We start from the raw sequence: 20,645 nt of genomic DNA, 5'->3' as shown, positions 1-20,645 counted from the left end.
CCGGCCCGGCAATGGCTTAGCGGCTGGCGACCTGGGGCTTGGGCAGCTTGAAGACCCACATGGAGCCGCCTTGCGAGACCTGCTTGGTCAGCTCGGCCATGTCGCCGCCCCACAGCGGCACGGCGCCGCCGTAGCCGGACTGTATGCCCAGATACTGCTCGCCATCCATCTCCCAGGTCACGGGCACCGAGACCACGCCCGAGCCGGTCTGGAACTTCCACAGCTCCTTGCCGTTTCTCTGGTCGAAGGCCTTCACGAAGCCGTCGGACGTGCCCGTGAACAGCAGGCCGCCGGCCGTGGTCAGCGTGCCGGCCCACAGCGGGAATTCTTCCTTGTGCTCCCAGGCGATCTTGCCGGTCACGGGGTTGATGGCGCGCAGAATGCCCACGTGGTCGTCATAGAGCTTCTTGATGCGGAAGCCCTGGCCCAGGTAGGCGGCGCCGGGCTTGTAGGTGATCTGCTCGGACCAGTAGTCCATGGCCCAGTGGTTGGCCGGGATGTAGAACAGGCCGGTGTCCGGGCTGTAGCTCATGGGCATCCAGTTCGTGCCGCCGAGGAACGGTGGCGAGACGAACACGCTCTCGCCCTTTTCCTCGCCGTCCTTGGGCTCGGGCGGACGGTTGTTCTTCTCGATGGGCAGGCCGGTCTTGAGATCGAAGCCCGAGGCCCAGGTGATGCTGTCCACGAAGGGCCAGGCGTTGATGATGGAGCTTTGCTTCCACGGATGCTTGCCGTCGGCTGCCGCGAGCTTCTGGCGGTCGGTCACGAAGAAGAAGCCGTTGCGGTCCGCATGGGCCGAGGCCTTGACGGTCTTGCCGGTCTTGGGGTCCTTGTAATCGAACAGCAGCACCGAGTTGTTGCCCGAGAAGTCCCAGGCGTCGTTGGGCGTGTGCGAGAAAAAGCCCTTGAGGTCGCCGGTCGTGGGGTCCACATAGGCCTGGCCCGAGGTGTAGAGGCTGGGCCAGTTGCGCGGATCGTCGCCCTTGGCCGTGCGCTTCCAGGTGTTCCAGGGTGCGGGGTTGCCGGTGCCGACCACGATGGTGTTGGTCTCGATGTCGAACGAGGGCGTCTGCCAGGGAGCGCCGCCGCCCTGGCTCCAGGCCTCGACCTTGCCCGTGGGCGAGTTCGGGTCGTTGGGCCAGCTCGGAGCCTTGGGATCGCCCGTGGGCGTGCTGGGCTTGCCGTTCAGGCGGCCCACATGGCCTTCGACCATGGGGCGGGCCCAGACTTCGGCGCCGGTGTCGGGATCGCGTGCATAGAGGTAGCCGACCACGCCGAATTCGTCACCCGAGGAGCCGTGCACCAGCAGCACCTTGCCCGACTTCTGGTCCTTGATGATGAAGGGCGCGCCGGTCATGGTGTAGCCGACCTTGTGGTCGCCGAACTTCTCGTTCCAGACCACCTTGCCGGTGGTGCGGTCCAGCGCAATGATGCGCGCGTCCAGCGTGCCGAAGTACACCTTGTCGCCATAGATGGCCGGGCCCCGGTTGACCACGTCGCAGCAGGGGCGGATGTCCTCGGGCAGGCGGTGCTCGTAGGTCCACAGGCGCTTGCCGGTGCGCGCATCCAGTGCCACGAAGCGCGAGTAGGAGGCGGTGGCGTAGATCACGCCGTCATGGATCAGGGCCTGGGCTTCCTGGCCGCGCTGCTTCTCGCCGCCGAAGGAATAGGTCCAGGCCGGCAGCAGGCCTGCCACGTTCTTGGTGTTGAGCGTCTTCAGCGGGCTGTGCCGCTGCGCCGTCAGACCCAGGCCGTAGGTCAGCACATCGGTGGTGCTCTTGTGGTCGTTGGCAATGTCGTCCCAGGTCACGGGCTTGACGGCCATGGCGGGCAGGGCCAGGGTGGCGGCCAGGGCCAGACAAAGCGTGCGGATGCGCGGGGCGTGCTGCTTGCGCGGCTGATGGATGGCTGAGCGGGTCATGCTGGTTTTGCTCCTTGTGTTGTTGTGGGTGGTCCCGGCCTCGTCAACGCAAGACGCGTGCCACGTATTCGACTCAGAGGTAGATGCAGTGACTGCCGCGTGTCGGTGACCGGGAACGGCTGGGAGCGGCGTTCAAATGTGCAACGCAGTGTGACTCCGGGGGTGCTCAGTTACGGAGCAATGTGCACGGGCACTATCGAAAGCATTGCTGGCAGCGCTTGTCCTGTATGGATATGAGACTGAAACATTGCCCAAATCGACTGTGGATGCGCGCTAGCAGCTATTAAAACTGTCTTGCTGAAGTCGCTTGAGATAGGGGCACAAGTCAGGTCAGAGCCCGCAAGGCATGCTGATGCCCGGAGCGCAAAAAACTGGCGCAACCCAGGCCAGGGACAGCGAGCAAGGGCCGCCCCGCCGCGAGGCTGTCGTCCCCCTCCCGAAGAGAGAGGGGGAAGCGGCGCAGCCGCTCAGGGGGTGCCTTATTTCATCCGCCTCAGCAACCCATCCCGCAAGATGAACTGATGGTGGAAGAACGCCAGCACATGCAGGGCGATGAGCACCAGCAGCGCATAGACGGCCCACTGGTGCAGAAAGCTCAGCAACTGCTTGGCGGCATCCCAGCGCTCGGCCAGCTGCGGCAGGCGCAGGCCGAAAAAGCGGATCGGATAGCCCGAGAACACCGAGCCCAGAAAGCCCGTGGCCGGCGCCAGCAGCATGAACAGGTACAGCAGCTTGTGGTTGCCCGAGGCCAGGCGCTGCATGAGCGGGCTCTGGGCGATGGGGGCGAGACGGGGGCGCAGGGCGGCCCAGGCCAGGCGCAGCACGATGAGCAGGCCCAGCACCATGCCCAGCGACTTGTGGAGGTTGAACCAGTAGACGCGCGTGCCGCTGCTGTCCTTGGGCAGGCCCGTCATCCACAGACCCAGGCCGAGCTCGGCCAGGAGCAGGGCGGCCATGAGCCAGTGCAGCAGGATGGAGAAGCGGTCGTAGCGGTCGTGGTGATTGTGGTGGGGGGGAACTTGCGTCATCTTTGTTCTTGAGGCCAGGGTTGCTGAGACAGGGCCTGGCCAGCGATGCGCAAGCCCGGTCAGTCGAGCAAGTCCGGCGGCAGCTGGCTTTTCTTGCGGTAGATCGTGTTGCGAGACACGCCCAGGGCTTTGGCTGCAGCCGAGACATTGCCCTTGTGCAGACGCAACATCTGTGCCATGGCCTGCAGGGTCACGTCGTGCAGGCTCTGGCTGTCGCCGCGCCCATCCTCGCCTGCGGCAGGCAGCAAAATCGGTTCGGCCAGCGGCGCGGCAAGCGCCATCGGGAGCGTGGCCGGCGCGGGCAGCTGCGCCATCTGCAGCTCTTCGAGGAAATCGTCGGGCAGGTGCAGCGGCTCTATGGCCTCGTCGTCGCCGACCATGACCACGGCCGTGCGCAGCAGGTTGTGCAGCTGGCGCAGATTGCCGGGCCAGTGGTAGCGCGCCAGCAGCTGCATGACGGCGGGCGAGATGCGCACATGCTGCTCGGCGGCGCAGATCGACTTGAGCACCTTTCTGACCACGAGCTCGAAGTCCGAACGCTCGCGCAGCGCGGGCAGGCGCACGACCAGGCCGTTGAGGCGGTAGTAGAGATCCTCGCGGAACTCGCCGCGCGCAATCATCTCCTTGATGTTCTTGTGCGTGGCGCTGACCACGGTCACATCCACCTCGACCTCCTTGGCCGAGCCCAGGGGGCTGACCTTGCGCTCCTGCAGCACGCGCAAAAGCCGCGCCTGCAAATGCTTGGGCATGTCGCCGATCTCGTCGAGGAACAGGGTGCCGCCATGGGCCTGGACGATCTTGCCCACGGCGCCCTTCTTGCGCGCGCCCGTGAACGCGCCTTCCTCGTAGCCGAACAGCTCGGCCTCGATCAGGGACTCGGGGATGGAGGCGCAGTTGACCGGCACAAAGGGCTGGCGCGCACGCGCCGAATCGTTGTGTATGGCCTGGGCCAGCAGGTCTTTGCCCGTGCCCGTCTCGCCGAGGATCATCACGGGAATGTCGCGGTCGGCGACGCGGCGCAGCTTGTGGATCACGGTTCTGACCTGGGCATCGCCGGTGTCCAGATACTGCAGCGAGGACAGCTGGGGCTTGCGTGCTGCGGCGGCCGGGCGCTGGCTGCCCGGGATCGCACGGCTGGCCGCAGGGCTGTCGGCCATGGAGGTCAGCAAGGGCGCGGACCAGGGGCTGGCGGGCTTGATCTCGGCACGGCACCAGACCGAGACGCCGTTGTGCATGCACAGCTGGCGCGGCAGTTGCGCGGCGCCGCCGAACTGCTCGAACAGCGCCGACACCGGCTGGCCGAACAGCGAGGAAAAGGTATGCGCCTGCAGCGCATTGAAGGACAGCCCCAGCTGGAACTGGGCGCTGCGGTTGGCCGAGATGAAGCGCCCCTCGGGCGAGAACACCGCAATCCCCTCGACCAGGGTGCCGAGGAACTCCGCGCGCGAGTGAAAGTGCAGCCGCAGGGCCTTGGGAAAGCTGCCCGCGAACATGTGGTTCTCTATCATCTGCGCCGACATGCGCACCAGGGCCAGCGTGTGCTGGTGGGCGCTGCTCTGGTCGCCCGTGACATCGAGCGCGCCGATCACCTGGCCGTAGGGGTCGAAGATCGGCGAGCACGAGCAGGTCAGCCCCTTGTTCACGTTCAGGTAGTGCTCGCTGCCGTAGATGGTCATCGCCTCCTGCTCGCGCAGCGCCGTGCCGATGGCGTTCGTGCCCTTGATCTGCTCGGACCAGTCCATGCCCGGTATCAGGGCCACGCGAGAGGCCTTCTCAAGAAAGTCGCTGTCGCCCAGCGAGTGCAGGACCATGCCCTTGGCCGAGGTCAGCAAGACCATGCTGTGGGTGTTGGCGATCTGCTCGAACAGCGTCTCCATCACGGGCGCTGCATGGCGGAACAGAAAGTGGTTCTCCTCAAGAACATCGCTCAGATCGCCCTTGGGGAGGCTGGTGCAGTCGGGGGCATCGTGGGCCGTGACGCCATAGGCTTCGGAGCGCCTGTGTGCCTTGCCGACGACGTCGGTGTGCTGCGTGAGTGCCATGGGGGAGGGCGACTCACCGTGTCGTTCAGGGGGACGACCGAAAAAACCTGTGCTCATACGTGTCTCCAGCGCTGGAAGAGGCGGCTCCAGCATCCCTGCGCGTCGGCCTGCAATCCACGGGTTCATGCAGACAGGGCGTCAGGGCTTTGTTTTTTTATCCAATCGCTATGGGATTTTGCGAATGATGGCATCGGGCGCAACCAGGATATCCCTGGGTGCTGCAATTGTTGTTCACAAACACGGCCGATCGGGTGTTCCAGGCTGAGACACCTGCATGCCATCTGTGCGCGGCCAGGTCCGGGTTGATTCAAATTGAGACAGTGCGCGCAGGCGGGCTCAGAACTTTTTTTGCATGGCCCGCATATTGCTTTTGGACTGGGGACATCTTTGCAAACCGGAGACATTCCCCCATGAAAAAATCATCACAACTTCCACTGGCAGGCCTGCGCGGCCTGATGGCACTGGCTCTGGCATGCAGCGCCTCGCTGGCCATGGCCCATGGCGATGTCGTGCCCCAGGCCGTGGACACCAGCTCCCTGCCCCAGCTGGGCAGCAAATGGCTGGAGTCCAACCCCTACGACAAGCAGAGCAAGGCCAGGCAGGAGGCGCTGCGCATAGGCAGCTCGGCCTATAACCAGAACTGCGCGCGCTGCCACGGGCTGGAGGCCATCTCGGGCGGCATCGCGCCCGATCTGCGCAAGTTCGACGAAGAGTGCAGCGGCCTGGCCGATGCGGCCAAGAAAGAGGTCTGCTACAAGGAAATGGACGACTACTACGTGGGCACCGTGAGGCGCGGACGCACGCGCGACGGACGCGTCTACATGCCGCCGTTCGAGGGCACGCTCACGCAGGAAGCGGTCTGGGCCATCCGCTCCTACCTCGAAGTGCGGCGCGATCAGTGAGCCTGCGCGTCGTGTCTCAGGCCTGCTCTGCGGGCTTGAGGCGCACGATGCGTGACTGGCAGTTGGCATAGGCCTGGTCGAGCTGCACCTGCATGAGATGAAAGCCGGGCGGGCATTCGAAGCCGGCCAGCAGGTCGGGGGCTGCTGCGCGCACATGGCCGTTGACGCGAAAGCGCGCGCGGCGCGCAAAGTCCACGAAGATCATGCCGGCCTTGCAGCCCTGGTCGCTGGCGAGGAGCGGCAGGCGGGCTGCGGCCTGTGCGGGCAGCAGAAAGCAAAAGCGCTTTTCGTCGAGAAAGGCCACGAGCGGGTAGCTGCCCTGGTCCGTGGTGGCGCAGGGCAGCATCTGCGTGAAGATGCGGCCGTCTGCCTCGCAGACGCTGAGGAAGAAGAACGGCTGGGCCGCCATGAAGCGCGCATTGCCTGCGCTCAGCCGGTCGGCAATCCCCGCCCGGGCTTCCCTGGCCTGCTCCTGCACGCCAAAGCGCTGGTGGGCCTGGCGCTCGCCCGCGTGAAAGAGGTCGGGCGCGCCCGGGTCTTCAAGAATGATGCGCATGGCGGGCTCCTGAAAAGGTGGCCGTGACGGGCCGGTCAAAGGACGAAGGTCTAGGCCAGGACCAGATGCGGCAGCCCGGCAACGGATGCCTGCTCGATGGCTGTCACCTCCACCCGCAGCACGCGCGGGGCCATGGGCCAGATGGCGCGCAGGCTGGCATCCGGCGCTTCAATGCAGCAGCCCCCCTGGATCTGCAAGGTGGACTGGCGGGCGAAATCCACGAACAGCATGGAAACCTCGGGGCGTTCGAGCAGATTGCCCAGGGTGTTGAGCAGGTTGTTGCCCGGGTAGTCGGGGAACACGAGCTGCTGCGGGCCCACGACCTTGAGCAGGGGCTCGGGCGGGCCTGCGGTCTCGCGGCCTCGGTAGGAGCAGTCGCAGTCGCCGGCCGCACTCGCCGAGCCCAGCAGGAAAAACGGCTGTGTCTCTAGCCAGGGGGCGATTTCCAGCAGGTCGGCATGGTGCATGGCGTTCACCTCGGAATCGGTTGGCGGTCCTCGAGCAGGGGCGGCCCGGGGAGGCCGCCAGCACGTTCTCAGAACTGGTAGGACAGGTTGAGCCCGGCCATCCACTGGCGGCCCGGCGCGCTTTCGAAATAGCGGCCATTGCCCTCGTTGACGAGGACGGAACCTACATAACGCTTGTCCGCGAGATTGTCCAGGCGTGCATAGGCCTGCAGCTTCCAGTCGCCGAGGCGCCGGGTATAGCCGGCGCTGGCGCCGAACACTCCGTAGGACGGGGTCAGCACGCTGTTGCTGTCGTTCGCGGCCAGCGAGCCCACGTGGCGCCAGTCGAGGCCGAATTTCCAGCTCTCGTGCGGCTTCCAGTCCAGGGCCAGCCAGGCCTGGTGGCGCGCCGTGCCGGCCAGGCGCTTGCCTGCGGGCACGCAAACACCCTTGGCATCGCAAAAGCCCTGGCGCAGCTTGGCGTCCAGCAGGGTCAGGGCCGCATCCAGGCGCAGCTGGCTGCCAAACCAGGCGGTCGAGCCCAGCTCCAGCCCCTGGCGGCGCGTGCGGCCTGCGTTCTGGTAGCTGGTGCGCCCGCCGATGTTCTCTGCGGCCACGATTTCGTTGCGGGTGTCGGTCTGGAACAGCGCCGCCGTCCATTCGCCGCGCAGGCCGCTGCCCGCAAAGCGCTGGCGCCAGCCGATCTCGGCACTGGTCGAGGTCGCGGCCTGCAGGTCGAAGTTCAGGCCGCTGCGGCCTGCGGGGCGGTAGGAGAGCTCGTTGAAGGTCGGTGTCTCCAGGCCGCTGCCCATCGAGGCATAGAGCTGGCTGCCTTCGCTGAGCCGGTACTGCAGCGAGACCACGGGCAGCAGACGGTGAAAGCGGGTGCTGCCGCTGTCGTCGCCATTGCCCGGGGCCAGGTATTGGTCGCGTGACTTGACGCGCACATGGCTCCAGCGCAGGCCGGCCTCGGCCTTCCAGTCCGGGGCGAACGACCAGGAGGCCTGCAGATAGGGGTCGATGTTGCTCAGCGTATTGCGCTCGTCGCGGCGCAGATCGCCCATGACGCCGAGCTGGCTGCCCGCAAAGTTGTTGTAGCCCTTGCGGTCTTCCTCGACCCGGTTTGCGGCCAGGCCTGCGACCAGGGTCAGGGGCTGGTTGGCGAGCCGGGTTGCATGGGCCCAGCGCGCATCGAGGCCGCCGTAGTCGCGGCCCATGTCGATGACGCCCCCCGCGCTGGTGGCCGGCTTTTGCGCGGCCGCAGGTGTGGACTGGTACTGGGTGATCTGGCGCTGCCCCGCATACACCATGAAGCGCAGGCTGTTGGCCGCATCGAGTTTTTGCTCGTAGGTGATGCCGGCCTGGGTCTGGCGCGTGCTCTTGCGCGCGTTGAAGTCCAGCGGCCCCTGGGCCACGGCGCGCGGGTCGGCCGCCCAGTCCGCGGGCGTGAGGCCACCCGGGTCCTTGGCGTTGATGTCCACATGGCTGGCCACCAGGGTCAGCTGGCCGCCATGGGCGGTTTCGGTATCCAGGCGCGCGTTGAACAGGTTCTTGTCGGCGCTGCTGTGGCGGCGCCAGCCATCGGTCAGAAAGCGGCTGGCGCTGAGCGCATAGCCTATGCCATGGCTTTCGCCCCGGGCCTTGAGGCCCAGGCGCTTTTGCCCGTCGCTGCCTGCGGCAAAGTTGCTCTCCACCGAGGGCCGGCCTTCTCCGCGCTCGGTATAGGCGCTGATCACGCCGCCCGAGGCATTGCCATAGAGCGCGGAATAAGGGCCGCGCAAGACCTCGATGCGCTCCACCGAGGCCAGGTCGATGTTGCTGGTCTGGCCCTGGCCGTCGGGCATGGTCGAGGGGATGCCATCGACGAAGATCTGCACGCCGCGCACGCCAAAGGTGGAGCGTGCGCCATGGCCGCGAATCGACAACTGCAGATCCTGGGCGTAGTTCTGGCGGTTCTGTATGAGCAGGCCGGGCGCTGCGGGCAGGGCTTCGGAGAGGTTCACCTGCCACTGGCGATCACGCAGGCGTTCGCCGTCGATGAGCGTGATCGAGGCCGGTAACTGCTCCACCGGCGACTGGGCGAGGCTGCTGTGCACGGCGACGCTGGGGAGGGCGGCATCGGGGGCCTGGGGCGTGCGCGACTCCTGGGCGAATGCGGCCTGGGCCAGCACCATGAGGCTGCCCAGGCCGGTCAGCCGGGGCAGGCCGAAGGCGGACGCGCGAGGCTGAAAAGCATGCATGGATGCTCCTTGCACAGAAAGAATACAGAAAGGGGAAGGGGCAGGGCCGGCCTGTTGCGGCCTTGCGTGGAGGCGGCTGCCAGGCCCATGGACCGGGGCAGCGCCTGGTGTCGTGTCCAGGCTTGTTGTTATTCCATATCCAGCTCGTTGGCGTGTGCGAAGGCGGGGCGCCTGCCGCCTGCAGGCTCGGCAGGCGCCACCGGCAAGCTCAACGCTTGTCTGGTTTTGGGAATCAGAAGAAGCCCAGGGCCTTGGGGCTGTAGCTGACCAGCAGGTTCTTGGTCTGCTGGTAGTTGGACAGGGCCGACTTGTGGTTTTCGCGGCCGATACCGGACTTCTTGTAGCCGCCAAAGGCTGCATGGGCGGGGTAGAGGTGGTAGCAGTTGGTCCACACGCGACCGGCCTTGACGGCGCGGCCCATCCTGTAGGCCGTGGTGCCGCTGCGGCTCCAGACGCCGGCGCCCAGGCCGTATTCGCTGTCGTTGGCGATGCGGATCGCGTCCTCCATGGTCTTGAAGGTGGTCACCGAGGCCACGGGGCCGAAGATTTCCTCCTGGAATACGCGCATGTTGTTCTGGCCGAACAGCAGCGTGGGCTTGACGAAGAAGCCGTCGTTGATGTCGCCGCCCTGGCGGTTGCGTTCGCCGCCGGTCAGGCATTGCGCGCCTTCCTGGCGGCCCACGTCGATGTAGCCGAGGATGCGATCGAGCTGGGCCTGCGAGACCTGGGCGCCGACCATGGTGCTCTTGTCCAGCGGGTGGCCCTGCTTCATCGACTGCACGCGCTTGACGGCGCGCTCGATGAAGCGGTCGTAGATGGACTCCTGCACGAGAATGCGCGAGGGGCAGGTGCAGACCTCGCCCTGGTTGAGCGCGAACATGGAGAAGCCCTCCATGACCTTGTCCAGGTACTCGTCATCGGCGTCCATGACGTCGGCAAAGAAGATGTTGGGGCTTTTGCCTCCCAGCTCCACGGTCGAGGGGATGAGGCTGTCGGCGGCGGCGTGCAGAATGCGCTGGCCCACGGCCGTGGAGCCCGTGAAGGCGATCTTGGTGATGCGCTTGCTCGTGGCCAGGGCCTCGCCGGCTTCGCGGCCAAAGCCGTTGACCACGTTGATCACGCCGGGCGGCAGCAGGTCGGCGATCAGCTCCATGAGGACCATGATGGATGCCGGCGTCTGCTCGGCAGGCTTCAGGACCACGCAGCAGCCGGCCGCGAGTGCGGGCGGCAGCTTCCACGAGGCCATCAGCAGGGGGAAATTCCAGGGGATGATCTGGCCGACCACGCCAATCGGCTCGTGGAAGTGGTAGGCCACGGTGTTGGCGTCGATCTCGGAGATGCCGCCTTCCTGGGCGCGTATGCAGCCGGCGAAGTAGCGGAAGTGGTCGATGGCCAGGGGGATGTCTGCGGCCATGGTCTCGCGCAGCGGCTTGCCGTTGTCTATGGTTTCGGCAACCGCGAGCAGCTCCAGGTTCTGCTCCATGCGGTCGGCAATCTTGAGCAGCAGGTTGGCGCGTTCGGTGACCGAGGTCGAACCCCATTTTTCCTGGGCTGCATGGGCTGCGTCCAGGGCCAGGTTGATGTCGCTGGCATCGGACTGGGCGACCTTGCAGAACGCCTTGCCGGTAATGGGCGAGACGTTCTCGAAATAGCGACCGGCGAGCGGCGCAACCCATTTTCCGCCGATGAAGTTGTCGTACTGCTGCTTGTAGGGATAGGCGATATCCAGGTTGAAGCGCTTGAGTTCGAACATGTCCATGGTTGTCTCCTTTGCTGTAAAGGCCGGCGAGGAAATGCCGGTTGCCAGACTACATACAAGCTTTGTGCCAGCTTGGTCGAAAGCCTGGAGTCACAGTCTGGCACGGGCTTGTACCAGGGATGTGTCACGTTTGGTTGCGCTTGTTGTTCCAGATTGCGCCACTGGGTTGATGAGGTTTGGAGCAGATGTGACATGGCCTTTGAGACATCCGGTCCAGGGGCGTGTGCCGATGAAGTGTGCAGTTTGGGTTTCAGGTGGTTACCAAGTTTTTCCGTTGCTTCTTTCTGTGCTCCTGGTCAAGTCTGGGAAGCCCGCAGCGACTTGCGAAATTCCGAAGGGGACAAACCCGTCCAGAGCCGGAAGGCGCGGATGAAGCTTTTGTCGTTGAGAAAGCCGCAGGCCTGGGCGATGCGCTTGATGGGGCGGCTGGTGCGCAGCAGCAGGCCTATGGCGCGCTCGCGCCGCACCTCGTCCTTGAGGGCTTGCAGCGAGGCGCCTTCTTCCTTGAGCTGGCGGTGCAGGCTGCGCTGGGACATGTGCAGCTGGCGTGCCAGCGTGTCCGCCGTCTGCAGGCACTCCCCATCGGCGGCCAGCAGCTGGCGCACGCGCTGCACCAGGCGCCGCTCGCGCCGGTAAGGGCGTACCTGTATCGGCAGGGCGCGCTGCAGCATGAGCTTGAGCGCAGCCTCGTCGCGTGCCAGCGGCAGGGACAGAAAGCGCGCCTCGAACTGCAGCCTCGCACGGGGGGCGTCGAATTCGAGCTCGCCCGCCGAGAACAGAATGCCGTAGGCGCTCGCATGCGCGGGGGCTTCAAAGGGAAAGCTGGCGCGCAGCACGGGGATGGGCTCGTCCACCAGCCAGCTCGCGAAGCCGTGAATATTGCACAGCACCGAGACCAAGCAGAACTCGCGCATGGGACCCAGATCCCTGGCTTCCTCGATGGTCAGCGTGGCCAGCCCCGCGTCCTCGCTGAGCGTCAGATGGATGTCGTCGGCCAGCAGGCCGTGGTGGCGGCACCAGCGCACCAGGGCCAGTCCCAGCCGGTCGCTGCCGATGCTGGCACGCGCCAGCATGCCGTAGCTGCCCCAGGGCAGGCGGCGTGCAAACCAGCCCAGACCTTCGTCGTCGAGCTCGCGCATCGCGGCATCGGACAAGGCCTCCATCTGCAGGGCCGTGATGCGCTGGCTGGCATCGCTGACCAGGTCTGGCGCTATTTGTGCCTTTTCAAGTGCAGGCAGGGCACTCAGGCCTCGGCGTTCATAGGCCAGGACAATGGCTTGCACAAAGGCCATGGGAGTGACCGCCGGGTGAGAGGAAGCCGTGGCCGCAGCCTGCGGCAGAGGGATCTTGACCAGTGAAGGGGTTGACATGCTGGCAATTATTGCAACCCTTGTGACCTGTTCTGATCGGGGTTGGCCCTTATGCTGGCCGGCAGACATGCTGCTCCAATGGCCGGCTCGAGCCATGGCGCGAAGATCCTCAGGAGACAAGAACATGACGCCCACTGTTTTGCTTGAAAAAAGCCAGGCGCAAGGCCGCACCGATGTTGCTCTGATCGAGCAGACGATTGGCGACTTCTTTGCCGCCATGGCCGCGCGCCAGCCCGAACGCGAAGCCCTGGTCAGCCGCCATCAAGGCCTGCGCTACAGCTACGCAGAACTGCATCAGGCCACACGCCAGCTGGCCAGCGCGCTGCTGGGCCTGGGGTTGAACAAGGGCGATCGCATCGGCATCTGGTCGCACAACAATGCCGAATGGGTGCTCATGCAGTTGGCCACGGCCCAGGTGGGGCTGGTGCTGGTGAACATCAATCCGGCCTACCGGACATCCGAAGTCGAGTACGCGCTCAACAAAGTGGGCTGCAAGGCCGTGGTGAGCATGCCCAGCTTCAAGACCAGCGACTATCTGGGCATGCTGCGCGAGCTCGCCCCCGAGATTGCTGGTGTCGAGCCGGGCCGGCTGCAGGCAGCACGCCTGCCCGAGCTGCGCCATGTGGTCTGGATCGATGTGGCCGGCGAGGGCGGGGAGCAGGCCGGCATGCAGCGCTTTTCCGATCTGATGGCCACGGGCCGGGCCGACGATGAGCGCATCGACACGATGGCCGCCAGGCTCAGGAACACCGATCCCATCAACATCCAGTTCACCAGCGGTACCACGGGCTTTCCCAAGGGCGCCACGCTGACCCACCGCAACATCCTCAACAACGGCTTCTTCATTGGCGAGTGCATGCGGCTCACGCCCGAGGACCGGCTGTGCATTCCCGTGCCGCTGTACCACTGCTTCGGCATGGTGCTTGGCAACCTGGCCTGTTTCACGCACGGCAGCTGCATTGTCTATCCTAACGACGGCTTCGATCCGCTGCTGGTGCTGGAGACCGTGGAGGCCGAGCGCTGCACGGGCCTGCACGGCGTGCCCACGATGTTCATTGCCGAGCTCGACCATCCGCGCTTTGCGCAGTTCGACCTGTCCACGCTGCGCACCGGCATCATGGCGGGCTCGCCCTGCCCCATCGAAGTCATGAAGCGCGTGGTCAGCGACATGCATTTGTCCGAGATCACGATTGCCTATGGCATGACCGAGACCAGCCCCGTGAGCTGCCAGAGCGATGCCGACACGCCGCTGGAAAAGCGCGTGGCCACGGTGGGCAAGGTGCAGCCGCACCTGGAGGTGAAGATCGTCGATCCGGCCACGGGAGAGACCGTGGCGCCCGGCATCTCGGGCGAGCTGTGCACGCGCGGCTATTCGGTCATGCATGGTTACTGGGGCGATGAGGAAAAGACCCGCGAAGCCATAGACGCGGAGGCCTGGATGCACACTGGCGACCTGGCCACCATGGACGCCGAGGGCTATGTGAACATCGTGGGCCGCATCAAGGACATGGTGATCCGTGGCGGCGAGAACATCTACCCGCGCGAGATCGAGGAATTCCTCTACGGCCATCCCCAGGTGCAGGACGTGCAGGTCGTGGGCGTGCCCGACCAGCGCTATGGCGAGGAGCTGTGTGCCTGGATCATCGCCAAGCCCGGCCAGGATCTCACCGAGGAGGCCGTGCGCGATTTCTGCAAGGGCCGCATCGCCCATTACAAGGTGCCGCGCTACATCCGCTTCGTGCAGGCCTTTCCCATGACCGTGACGGGCAAGATCCAGAAGTTCAAGATCCGCGACGAGATGATCGCCATGCTGGATCTGCGCCCGGCCAGGACGGCCTGAGCGCCGGCAGGGAAGATCAATGCTCGACCGTCCGGGCCTCTTCGTCCGTCATGGCGGCCGCGCGGCGCGCCACCGTGAGGCGCTTGCGCAGTGCGATCTCCTGCATGTCGAGTTCGCTGACCAGATGGCGCAGGGATTCGTCGTTGATGCGATGGGCCTGGCGCTCGGCATACAGCGTGTCGCGCTCCAGGTGGATGCAGCGCAGCCTCAGTTCCAGCTCCAGCACATAGCGCAGCTTGCGCTGGCGCACGACTTCGGGCGCTTCGCGCTGGGCCTCGATGCTCAGGGCCGTGCCGCTGCCGTCGTCGAGCAGCTGGGCGCGGTTGCGGTATTCCTGGGTCAGGTGGCCCATGACCTCCTGGTGCATGTGCACCCATTCGGCGGTGTTGCTGTGGATTTCCTCGTCGCTGAGCGTCAGGCCGCGCATGGCCGCATGGCAGGCTTCGGAGCGCGCCAGACGCTCCTCGCGCACCGTGGGCGATTCGCCGGGCGGTGGCAGGCGGCGCAGTATCAGGGGCAGGGAGATCGAGCCCAGGACCAGGGTGAACAAGATGGTGCCCGTGGCCAGAAAGATCAGCATGTTGCGGCCCGGAAACGGCTGGCCGTTGTTCAGCAGCATGGGCACGGACAAGGCGCCGGCGAGCGTCACGGCGCCGCGAATGCCGGCCATGGTGGTGAGCAGGTTCAGCAGGTGCGAGGGACGCTCGGCCATCTTGCCCTGATGGTGGGCGCGGGCCAGCGAGCCTTGCACGCCCAGCGTCAGCCAGATCCAGCGCATGAGCAGCAGCGCGCTGGAGACCAGCACCACATACAGGATCAGCATCCACCACTGGTCGCCCGCGTCGTGCAGGTTCACGCCAATGATGGATGGCAGCTGCAGGCCCAGCAGCAGGAAGATGGCGCCGTTGAACGAGGCCTCGATCAGGCTCCAGGTGCCCTCGGTCTGCATGCGCTCGCTCACGTAGCTGCTGCGCTCCAGATCCGCGAAGTTGGTGGTGATGCCGGCCGCCACGGCCGCCAGAATGCCCGAGACACCGATCTTCTCGCCCACGATATAGGCCGCAAACGGCAGCAGGGCCAGCAGCAGCACCATCTGCGTGGCTGCCACGTCACCCAGGCGGCGCGTGATCGTGCTGCGGCCATGGGCAAAGCCCCAGCCCAGCAGTGCGCCCACGCCCAGACCGCCCAGGGCCATCCACATGAATTCCTTGGCGACCTCGGTCCAGGAGAACAGGCCCGTGAGCGTGGCCACGATTGCGAACTTGAGCGCCACCAGACCCGATGCATCGTTGAGCAGGGACTCGCCCTCCAGGATGTGCATGGTCTTCTCGGGCATGCCCAGGTTGCGGGTGATGGCGGAGACGGCCACGGCGTCCGTGGGCGAGACCACGGCGGCCAGCGCAAAGGCCACGGTCAGCGGCATGCCCGGAATCAGCCAGTGGATCAGCCAGCCCAGGCCCAGCACCGTGAACAGCACCAGGCCCAGGGCCAGGAGCAGAATCGGGCGGTGCAGCGCGAAGAATTCGCGCTTGGGAATGCGCCAGCCGTCGGCGAACAGCAGCGGCGGTATGAAGAGCAGCAAAAACAGCTCGGGATCGAACGCAATGTGCAGGCCTTTTTGAGGCCATGCCATGAGCGCGCCCAGCGCTATCTGTATCAGCGGCAAGGGAATTGCGCGCACATAGCGGGCCGCAATGCCCGTGAGCGAGCCCAGCAGCAGGACCAGCAAAACGATTTCAACGGTGTGCATGCGGCATTGTCCTTACTCGATGTCCTTGTATCTCCGAAGTCTGTAACAAAAACCAAGTTTTTCGCACGGAAAAACGAAAAAAGAGGCCCAGCATGAGCATTCTTGCAACCCAACTCAACCCGCGCTCGGCGGACTTTCTGGCCAATGCCGCAGCCATGCGCGCCGTGGTCGAGGACTTGAACACGCGCCTGGCCGAAATCGCCCAGGGCGGCGGCGAGGCCGCGCGCGCCAAGCATGTGGCGCGCGGCAAGCTGCTGCCGCGCGAGCGCGTGGCCCTGCTGCTCGATCCGGGCACGCCGTTCCTGGAGCTCGCGCCGCTGGCCGCGCTCAACATGTACAACAACGATGCCCCGGGCGCGGGCATGATTGCGGGCGTGGGCCGCGTGGCCGGCGTGGACTGCATGGTGGTGTGCAACGACGCCACCGTGAAGGGTGGAACCTACTACCCGATGACGGTGAAAAAGCATTTGCGTGCCCAGGAGATCGCCGCGCAAAACCGCCTGCCCTGCGTCTATCTCGTGGACTCGGGCGGCGCCAACCTGCCCAACCAGGACGATGTGTTCCCCGACCGCGACCACTTCGGCCGCATCTTCTTCAACCAGGCGAACATGAGCGCGGCCGGCATTGCCCAGATCGCCGTGGTCATGGGCTCGTGCACGGCCGGCGGCGCCTATGTGCCGGCCATGAGCGACGAGTCCATCATCGTGAAGAACCAGGGCACGATCTTTCTCGGCGGCCCGCCCCTGGTCAAGGCGGCGACCGGCGAGGTGGTGAGCAGCGAGGACCTGGGCGGCGGCGATGTGCATACGCGCCTGTCGGGCGTGGCCGATCACCTGGCCCAGAATGACACCCATGCGCTGGCCCTGGCGCGCCAGGCCGTGGCCAACCTCAACCACCAAAAACCGGCCCATGCGGGCGATGCCAGGCCCGAAGCACCGCTGTTCGATGCCCAGGAGCTCTACGGCGTGATTCCTGTGGACACGCGCAAGCCCTTCGATGTGCGCGAAATCATTGCGCGCATCGTGGACGGCAGCCAGTTCGACGAATTCAAGGCGCGCTTTGGCGCCACCCTGGTCTGCGGTTTTGCGCGCATCGAAGGCATGCAGGTCGGCATCATTGCCAACAACGGTATTTTGTTCAGCGAGTCGGCCGTCAAGGGCGCCCACTTCATCGAGCTGTGCTGCCAGCGCAAGATTCCGCTGGTGTTCCTGCAGAACATCACGGGTTTCATGGTGGGCCGCAAGTACGAGAACGAAGGCATTGCGCGCCATGGTGCCAAGCTGGTCACGGCCGTGGCCACGGCCGCGGTGCCCAAGTTCACCATCATCATTGGCGGCAGTTTTGGCGCGGGCAACTACGGCATGTGCGGCCGTGCCTACTCGCCGCGCTTTCTGTGGATGTGGCCGAACGCGCGCATCTCCGTCATGGGCGGCGAGCAGGCGGCCAGCGTGCTGGCCACGGTCAAGCGCGACGGCATAGAGGCCCGGGGCGGCAACTGGTCGGCCGAGGAGGAGGAGGCCTTCAAGGCGCCGATCCGCCAGCAATACGAGGACCAGGGCCACCCCTATTACGCGAGTGCCCGCCTGTGGGACGATGGCGTGATCGACCCGGCCGATACGCGCCGCGTGCTGGCCCTGGGCCTGGCGGCCACGCGCAATGCGCCGATCGAGGACACCAAGTTCGGCGTGTTCCGCATGTAAGCCGGATGCGTGCAAGCCCTTCAACCAGGAGACTGTGATGACCCTAGCCCTGACTCTTGCCGTCAACGCCGGCGTGGCCACGATCACGCTGAGCCAGCCCGAGGTGCGCAACGCGTTCAGCGACGAGGTGATTGCCGAGATCACGCGCGCCTTCCGTACCGTGGCCGAGCGCAGCGATGTACGCGCCGTGGTGCTGGCCGCCGAAGGCCCGGCCTTTTGCGCGGGCGCCAACCTCAACTGGATGCGCCGCATGGCCGATTATTCGCGCGATGAGAACCGCGAGGACGCAGGCCTGCTGGCCGAGATGCTGCGCGTGATCTACGAGTGCCCCCAGCCCACGATAGCGCGCGTGCAGGGCGATGTGTACGCGGGCGGCATGGGGCTGGTTGCGGCCTGCGACATGGCCGTGACCTCCAGCAATGCGGGCTTTTGCCTTTCCGAAGTCAAGATCGGCCTGATCCCCGCGACCATCAGCCCCTATGTGATCCGGGCCATGGGCGCGCGTGCGGCCCACCGCTACTTTCTGACCGGCGAGCGCTTCGACGCCGCCGAGGCCTTGCGCATAGGCTTTGTGCACCGCGTGGTCGAACCCGACGATCTGGACTCGGCCGTGGACGGCCTGCTCAAGCACCTGGTCAGCGCAGGCCCGGATGCGGTGCGCGCCTGCAAGCGCCTGGTCATGGACGTGGCCGAGCGCGAGATCAACGAGCAGCTGATAGCCGCCACCGTCGAAGGCATTGCCGACATCCGCGCCAGCGCCGAGGGCAAGGAGGGCGTGCAGGCCTTTCTGCAAAAGCGCAAGCCGGGCTGGGTAACCTCTTGAAGTATGCAGCGCCGGGGCGGCGGGCCCTTGCCTGACGCCTGTGGCGCGGGGCCACCGGTTTGTTGTTTGCTCCAATAAATATAGCTGCAAGCGCTTGATGGATAAGCGGTTGAGCTTTGATAACCTGACAGAGATTTCACATGTTCAAAAAAATACTGATTGCCAACCGTGGTGAAATCGCCTGCCGTGTGGCCGCCACCGCCCGCCGCATGGGCGTGCGCACCGTGGCCGTGTATTCCGATGCCGATGCGAATGCCAAGCATGTGACGGCCTGCGACGAGGCCGTGCACATCGGGGGCAGCGCGCCCAAGGACAGCTATCTGCGCTGGGAGCGCATTCTGGAAGCGGCCAAGCAAACCGGTGCCGAGGCCATTCACCCCGGCTATGGCTTTCTGTCGGAAAACGAAGACTTTGCCAATGCCTGCGCTCAAGCCGGCCTGGTCTTCATCGGTCCTCCAGCCAGTGCGATTCGCGCCATGGGCCTGAAGGCCGAGTCCAAGCAACTCATGGAAAAGGCTGGCGTGCCCCTGGTGCCCGGCTACCACGGTGCCGACCAGAACCCCGAGCTGCTGCAGCGCGAGGCCGACCGCATCGGCTACCCGGTGCTCATCAAGGCCAGCGCCGGCGGCGGTGGCAAGGGCATGCGCCTGGTGGAAAAAAGCGAAGACTTTGCCGCTGCCCTGGCCAGCTGCCAGCGCGAGGCCATCAACAGCTTTGGCAACGATGCCGTGCTGATCGAGAAATACGTGCTGCGCCCGCGCCATATCGAGATCCAGGTGTTTGGCGACACCCAGGGCAATTGCGTCTACCTGTTCGAGCGCGACTGCTCGGTCCAGCGCCGTCACCAGAAGGTGCTGGAAGAAGCCCCGGCCCCCGGCATGACCGAGGCCTTGCGCAAGCAAATGGGCGAGGCCGCCGTGGCCGCGGCCAAGGCCGTGCACTATGTGGGCGCGGGCACGGTGGAATTCATCGTCGAGCAGCCCGGGGGCTATGAGGCCCCCGAGCAGATGAAGTTCTACTTCATGGAAATGAACACCCGCCTGCAGGTGGAGCACCCCGTGACCGAGGCCATCACCGGCGAAGACCTGGTGGCCTGGCAGCTGCAGGTGGCTGCCGGCAAACCTCTGCCAAAACAGCAATCGGAACTGCGCATTCAAGGCCACGCGATCGAGGCCCGCATCTGCGCCGAAAACCCCGACAACGGCTTTCTGCCCGCCACCGGCTCCTTGCATGTCTACCGCAAGCCGGCTTGCACCAGCTTTGAAATCGGTGCGGTGCGCGTGGACGACGGCGTGCGCGAGGGCGATGCCATCAGCCCCTTCTACGATTCCATGATCGCCAAGCTCATCGTGCGCGGCGAGACGCGCGAGCAGGCGCTGGCGCGGCTGGACGAGGCCTTGCAGCAGACGCACATCGTGGGCCTGTCCACCAATGTGCAGTTTCTGCGCCAGGTGATTCGCAGCCAGGCCTTTGCCACGGCCCAGCTGGATACGGCGCTGATCGAGCGCGAAAAGGACGGCCTGTTCCACCAGCAGCCGCTGGCCCTGGGCCTGGCCGTGGCCGCTGCCGTGGCGCGTGCCCTGGAGGGCGAGCGCTCCCTGGAAACCGCCGATCCGTTCAGCCGCCGCGATGGCTGGCGCTCGCATGGCGAAAGCCTGCGCCTGTGGCAGTTCCAGAGTGGTGATCAGCCCCTGGAGGCGCGGCTGCGCTATCTGCACCAGGGCGGCCTGGAGCTGGCCGTGGGTGATGAGCTGGGCGGTCTCGAATGGCAGCTGCGCGAGGATGGCGCCCTGGTGCTGCACTTTGCGGGCCAGCGCCTGGTGGCCCAGGTCCATGTGCGGGGCGAGCACTACCATGTGTTCGCCCAGGCCGGAGCCGCCGTGCTGAGCCTGGCCGATGCGCTGGCCCATGCGGGCGATGCCCAGTCCGAAGGCGGGCGCCTCACGGCCCCCATGCCGGGCAAGCTGGTGTCGTTCGCGGTCAAGGCCGGAGACAAGGTCAGCAAGGGTCAGCCCCTGGCCGTGATGGAGGCCATGAAGATGGAGCACACCATTGCCGCACCGGCCGATGGCGAAGTCACCGAGCTGCTCTATGCGGCCGGCGACCAGGTGGCCGAAGGGGCCGAGCTGCTGCGCATCCAGGCCTGAGGCGACTATTGAAAAAGGAGCTGGTAGCGCATGCATTCAAGCCATTTCAGTATGAAAAGAGCTTGAATTCGTTTGATATCAAGCGCTAGCAGCACACTTTTCCATAGCGGAAACAGGGCTG

General features: G+C 65.6%; 14 protein-coding genes. 5 read left to right on the top strand and 9 right to left on the bottom strand.

The annotated features are described in order from the left end of the window. Nucleotides 1–16: 16 nt before the first annotated feature. From G486_RS0103170 to G486_RS0103160, 3 genes are all read right to left on the bottom strand, one after another. Entirely contained in the window at nucleotides 17–1,921 is a 1,905-nt protein-coding gene (locus G486_RS0103170; protein WP_051303064.1) for a methanol/ethanol family PQQ-dependent dehydrogenase, read from the bottom strand. 479 nt (nucleotides 1,922–2,400) lie between these two features. Beyond that, nucleotides 2,401–2,949 carry a cytochrome b gene (locus G486_RS0103165; RefSeq protein ID WP_051303062.1) on the bottom strand — a complete coding sequence of 183 codons (549 nt, stop codon included), beginning with the start codon at nucleotides 2,947–2,949 and terminating at the stop codon, nucleotides 2,401–2,403. A gap of 59 nt (nucleotides 2,950–3,008) precedes the next feature. Then, nucleotides 3,009–5,048: a sigma-54-dependent Fis family transcriptional regulator gene (locus tag G486_RS0103160; RefSeq protein ID WP_027014221.1), complete on the bottom strand. Its 2,040-nt coding sequence runs from the start codon at nucleotides 5,046–5,048 to the stop codon at nucleotides 3,009–3,011. A 353-nt stretch (nucleotides 5,049–5,401) separates the two neighbouring features. Here G486_RS0103160 and pedF point away from each other — a divergent pair, with 353 nt between their 5' ends. After that, entirely contained in the window at nucleotides 5,402–5,893 is a 492-nt protein-coding gene (gene pedF / locus G486_RS0103155) for a cytochrome c-550 PedF (protein WP_034386452.1), read from the top strand. A gap of 16 nt (nucleotides 5,894–5,909) precedes the next feature. Here the strand turns inward: pedF and G486_RS0103150 are convergent, their stop codons facing one another. From G486_RS0103150 to G486_RS0103125, 5 genes are all read right to left on the bottom strand, one after another. Next, entirely contained in the window at nucleotides 5,910–6,449 is a 540-nt protein-coding gene (locus G486_RS0103150) for a hypothetical protein (protein WP_027014219.1), read from the bottom strand. A 50-nt stretch (nucleotides 6,450–6,499) separates the two neighbouring features. Then, entirely contained in the window at nucleotides 6,500–6,916 is a 417-nt protein-coding gene (locus tag G486_RS0103145) for a pyridoxamine 5'-phosphate oxidase family protein (protein ID WP_027014218.1), read from the bottom strand. 68 nt (nucleotides 6,917–6,984) lie between these two features. Further along, entirely contained in the window at nucleotides 6,985–9,069 is a 2,085-nt protein-coding gene (locus G486_RS0103140) for a TonB-dependent receptor (RefSeq protein WP_051303081.1), read from the bottom strand. A 298-nt stretch (nucleotides 9,070–9,367) separates the two neighbouring features. Next, nucleotides 9,368–10,894 carry an acetaldehyde dehydrogenase ExaC gene (exaC, locus tag G486_RS0103130; RefSeq protein WP_027014216.1) on the bottom strand — a complete coding sequence of 509 codons (1,527 nt, stop codon included), beginning with the start codon at nucleotides 10,892–10,894 and terminating at the stop codon, nucleotides 9,368–9,370. A gap of 296 nt (nucleotides 10,895–11,190) precedes the next feature. Continuing rightward, a complete protein-coding gene (locus G486_RS0103125; RefSeq protein WP_027014215.1) occupies nucleotides 11,191–12,264 on the bottom strand; it encodes an AraC family transcriptional regulator in 1,074 nt (357 codons plus the stop codon). A gap of 124 nt (nucleotides 12,265–12,388) precedes the next feature. Between G486_RS0103125 and G486_RS0103120 the strand changes: the two genes are divergently transcribed. Next, nucleotides 12,389–14,104 (top strand): AMP-binding protein, encoded by a 1,716-nt coding sequence (locus G486_RS0103120; RefSeq protein WP_027014214.1) that lies wholly within the window; start codon nucleotides 12,389–12,391, stop codon nucleotides 14,102–14,104. A 16-nt stretch (nucleotides 14,105–14,120) separates the two neighbouring features. On the opposite strand, the gene G486_RS0103115 is transcribed toward G486_RS0103120, so the two are convergent. Beyond that, entirely contained in the window at nucleotides 14,121–15,854 is a 1,734-nt protein-coding gene (locus G486_RS0103115; RefSeq protein ID WP_027014213.1) for a Na+/H+ antiporter, read from the bottom strand. Nucleotides 15,855–15,946: 92 nt separating this feature from the next. On the opposite strand from G486_RS0103115, the gene G486_RS0103110 reads away from it, so the two are divergent. From G486_RS0103110 to G486_RS0103100, 3 genes are all read left to right on the top strand, one after another. Beyond that, nucleotides 15,947–17,554: a carboxyl transferase domain-containing protein gene (locus G486_RS0103110; protein WP_027014212.1), complete on the top strand. Its 1,608-nt coding sequence runs from the start codon at nucleotides 15,947–15,949 to the stop codon at nucleotides 17,552–17,554. Nucleotides 17,555–17,591: 37 nt separating this feature from the next. After that, entirely contained in the window at nucleotides 17,592–18,377 is a 786-nt protein-coding gene (locus G486_RS0103105) for an enoyl-CoA hydratase/isomerase family protein (protein ID WP_027014211.1), read from the top strand. Between the two features lie 140 nt (nucleotides 18,378–18,517). After that, a complete protein-coding gene (locus tag G486_RS0103100) occupies nucleotides 18,518–20,524 on the top strand; it encodes an acetyl/propionyl/methylcrotonyl-CoA carboxylase subunit alpha (protein WP_027014210.1) in 2,007 nt (668 codons plus the stop codon). Nucleotides 20,525–20,645: the final 121 nt, after the last annotated feature.

Source organism: Comamonas composti DSM 21721, from assembly GCF_000429845.1.
In the GTDB taxonomy this organism is placed as follows: domain Bacteria; phylum Pseudomonadota; class Gammaproteobacteria; order Burkholderiales; family Burkholderiaceae_C; genus Comamonas; species Comamonas composti.
The sequence above is the reverse complement of the archived record's forward strand: the minus strand, read 5'-3'. Positions and strand labels throughout refer to the sequence as shown.

What these genes read in the sequence shown, in the direction of transcription:
- G486_RS0103170 (WP_051303064.1), bottom strand. Translation starts at nt 1,921, where the DNA reads ATGACCCGCTCAGCCATCCATCAGCCGCGCAAGCAGCACGCCCCGCGC.
- G486_RS0103165 (WP_051303062.1), bottom strand. Translation starts at nt 2,949, where the DNA reads ATGACGCAAGTTCCCCCCCACCACAATCACCACGACCGCTACGACCGC.
- G486_RS0103160 (WP_027014221.1), bottom strand. Translation starts at nt 5,048, where the DNA reads ATGAGCACAGGTTTTTTCGGTCGTCCCCCTGAACGACACGGTGAGTCG.
- pedF (WP_034386452.1), top strand. Translation starts at nt 5,402, where the DNA reads ATGAAAAAATCATCACAACTTCCACTGGCAGGCCTGCGCGGCCTGATG.
- G486_RS0103150 (WP_027014219.1), bottom strand. Translation starts at nt 6,449, where the DNA reads ATGCGCATCATTCTTGAAGACCCGGGCGCGCCCGACCTCTTTCACGCG.
- G486_RS0103145 (WP_027014218.1), bottom strand. Translation starts at nt 6,916, where the DNA reads ATGCACCATGCCGACCTGCTGGAAATCGCCCCCTGGCTAGAGACACAG.
- G486_RS0103140 (WP_051303081.1), bottom strand. Translation starts at nt 9,069, where the DNA reads ATGGTGCTGGCCCAGGCCGCATTCGCCCAGGAGTCGCGCACGCCCCAG.
- exaC (WP_027014216.1), bottom strand. Translation starts at nt 10,894, where the DNA reads ATGGACATGTTCGAACTCAAGCGCTTCAACCTGGATATCGCCTATCCC.
- G486_RS0103125 (WP_027014215.1), bottom strand. Translation starts at nt 12,264, where the DNA reads ATGTCAACCCCTTCACTGGTCAAGATCCCTCTGCCGCAGGCTGCGGCC.
- G486_RS0103120 (WP_027014214.1), top strand. Translation starts at nt 12,389, where the DNA reads ATGACGCCCACTGTTTTGCTTGAAAAAAGCCAGGCGCAAGGCCGCACC.
- G486_RS0103115 (WP_027014213.1), bottom strand. Translation starts at nt 15,854, where the DNA reads ATGCACACCGTTGAAATCGTTTTGCTGGTCCTGCTGCTGGGCTCGCTC.
- G486_RS0103110 (WP_027014212.1), top strand. Translation starts at nt 15,947, where the DNA reads ATGAGCATTCTTGCAACCCAACTCAACCCGCGCTCGGCGGACTTTCTG.
- G486_RS0103105 (WP_027014211.1), top strand. Translation starts at nt 17,592, where the DNA reads ATGACCCTAGCCCTGACTCTTGCCGTCAACGCCGGCGTGGCCACGATC.
- G486_RS0103100 (WP_027014210.1), top strand. Translation starts at nt 18,518, where the DNA reads ATGTTCAAAAAAATACTGATTGCCAACCGTGGTGAAATCGCCTGCCGT.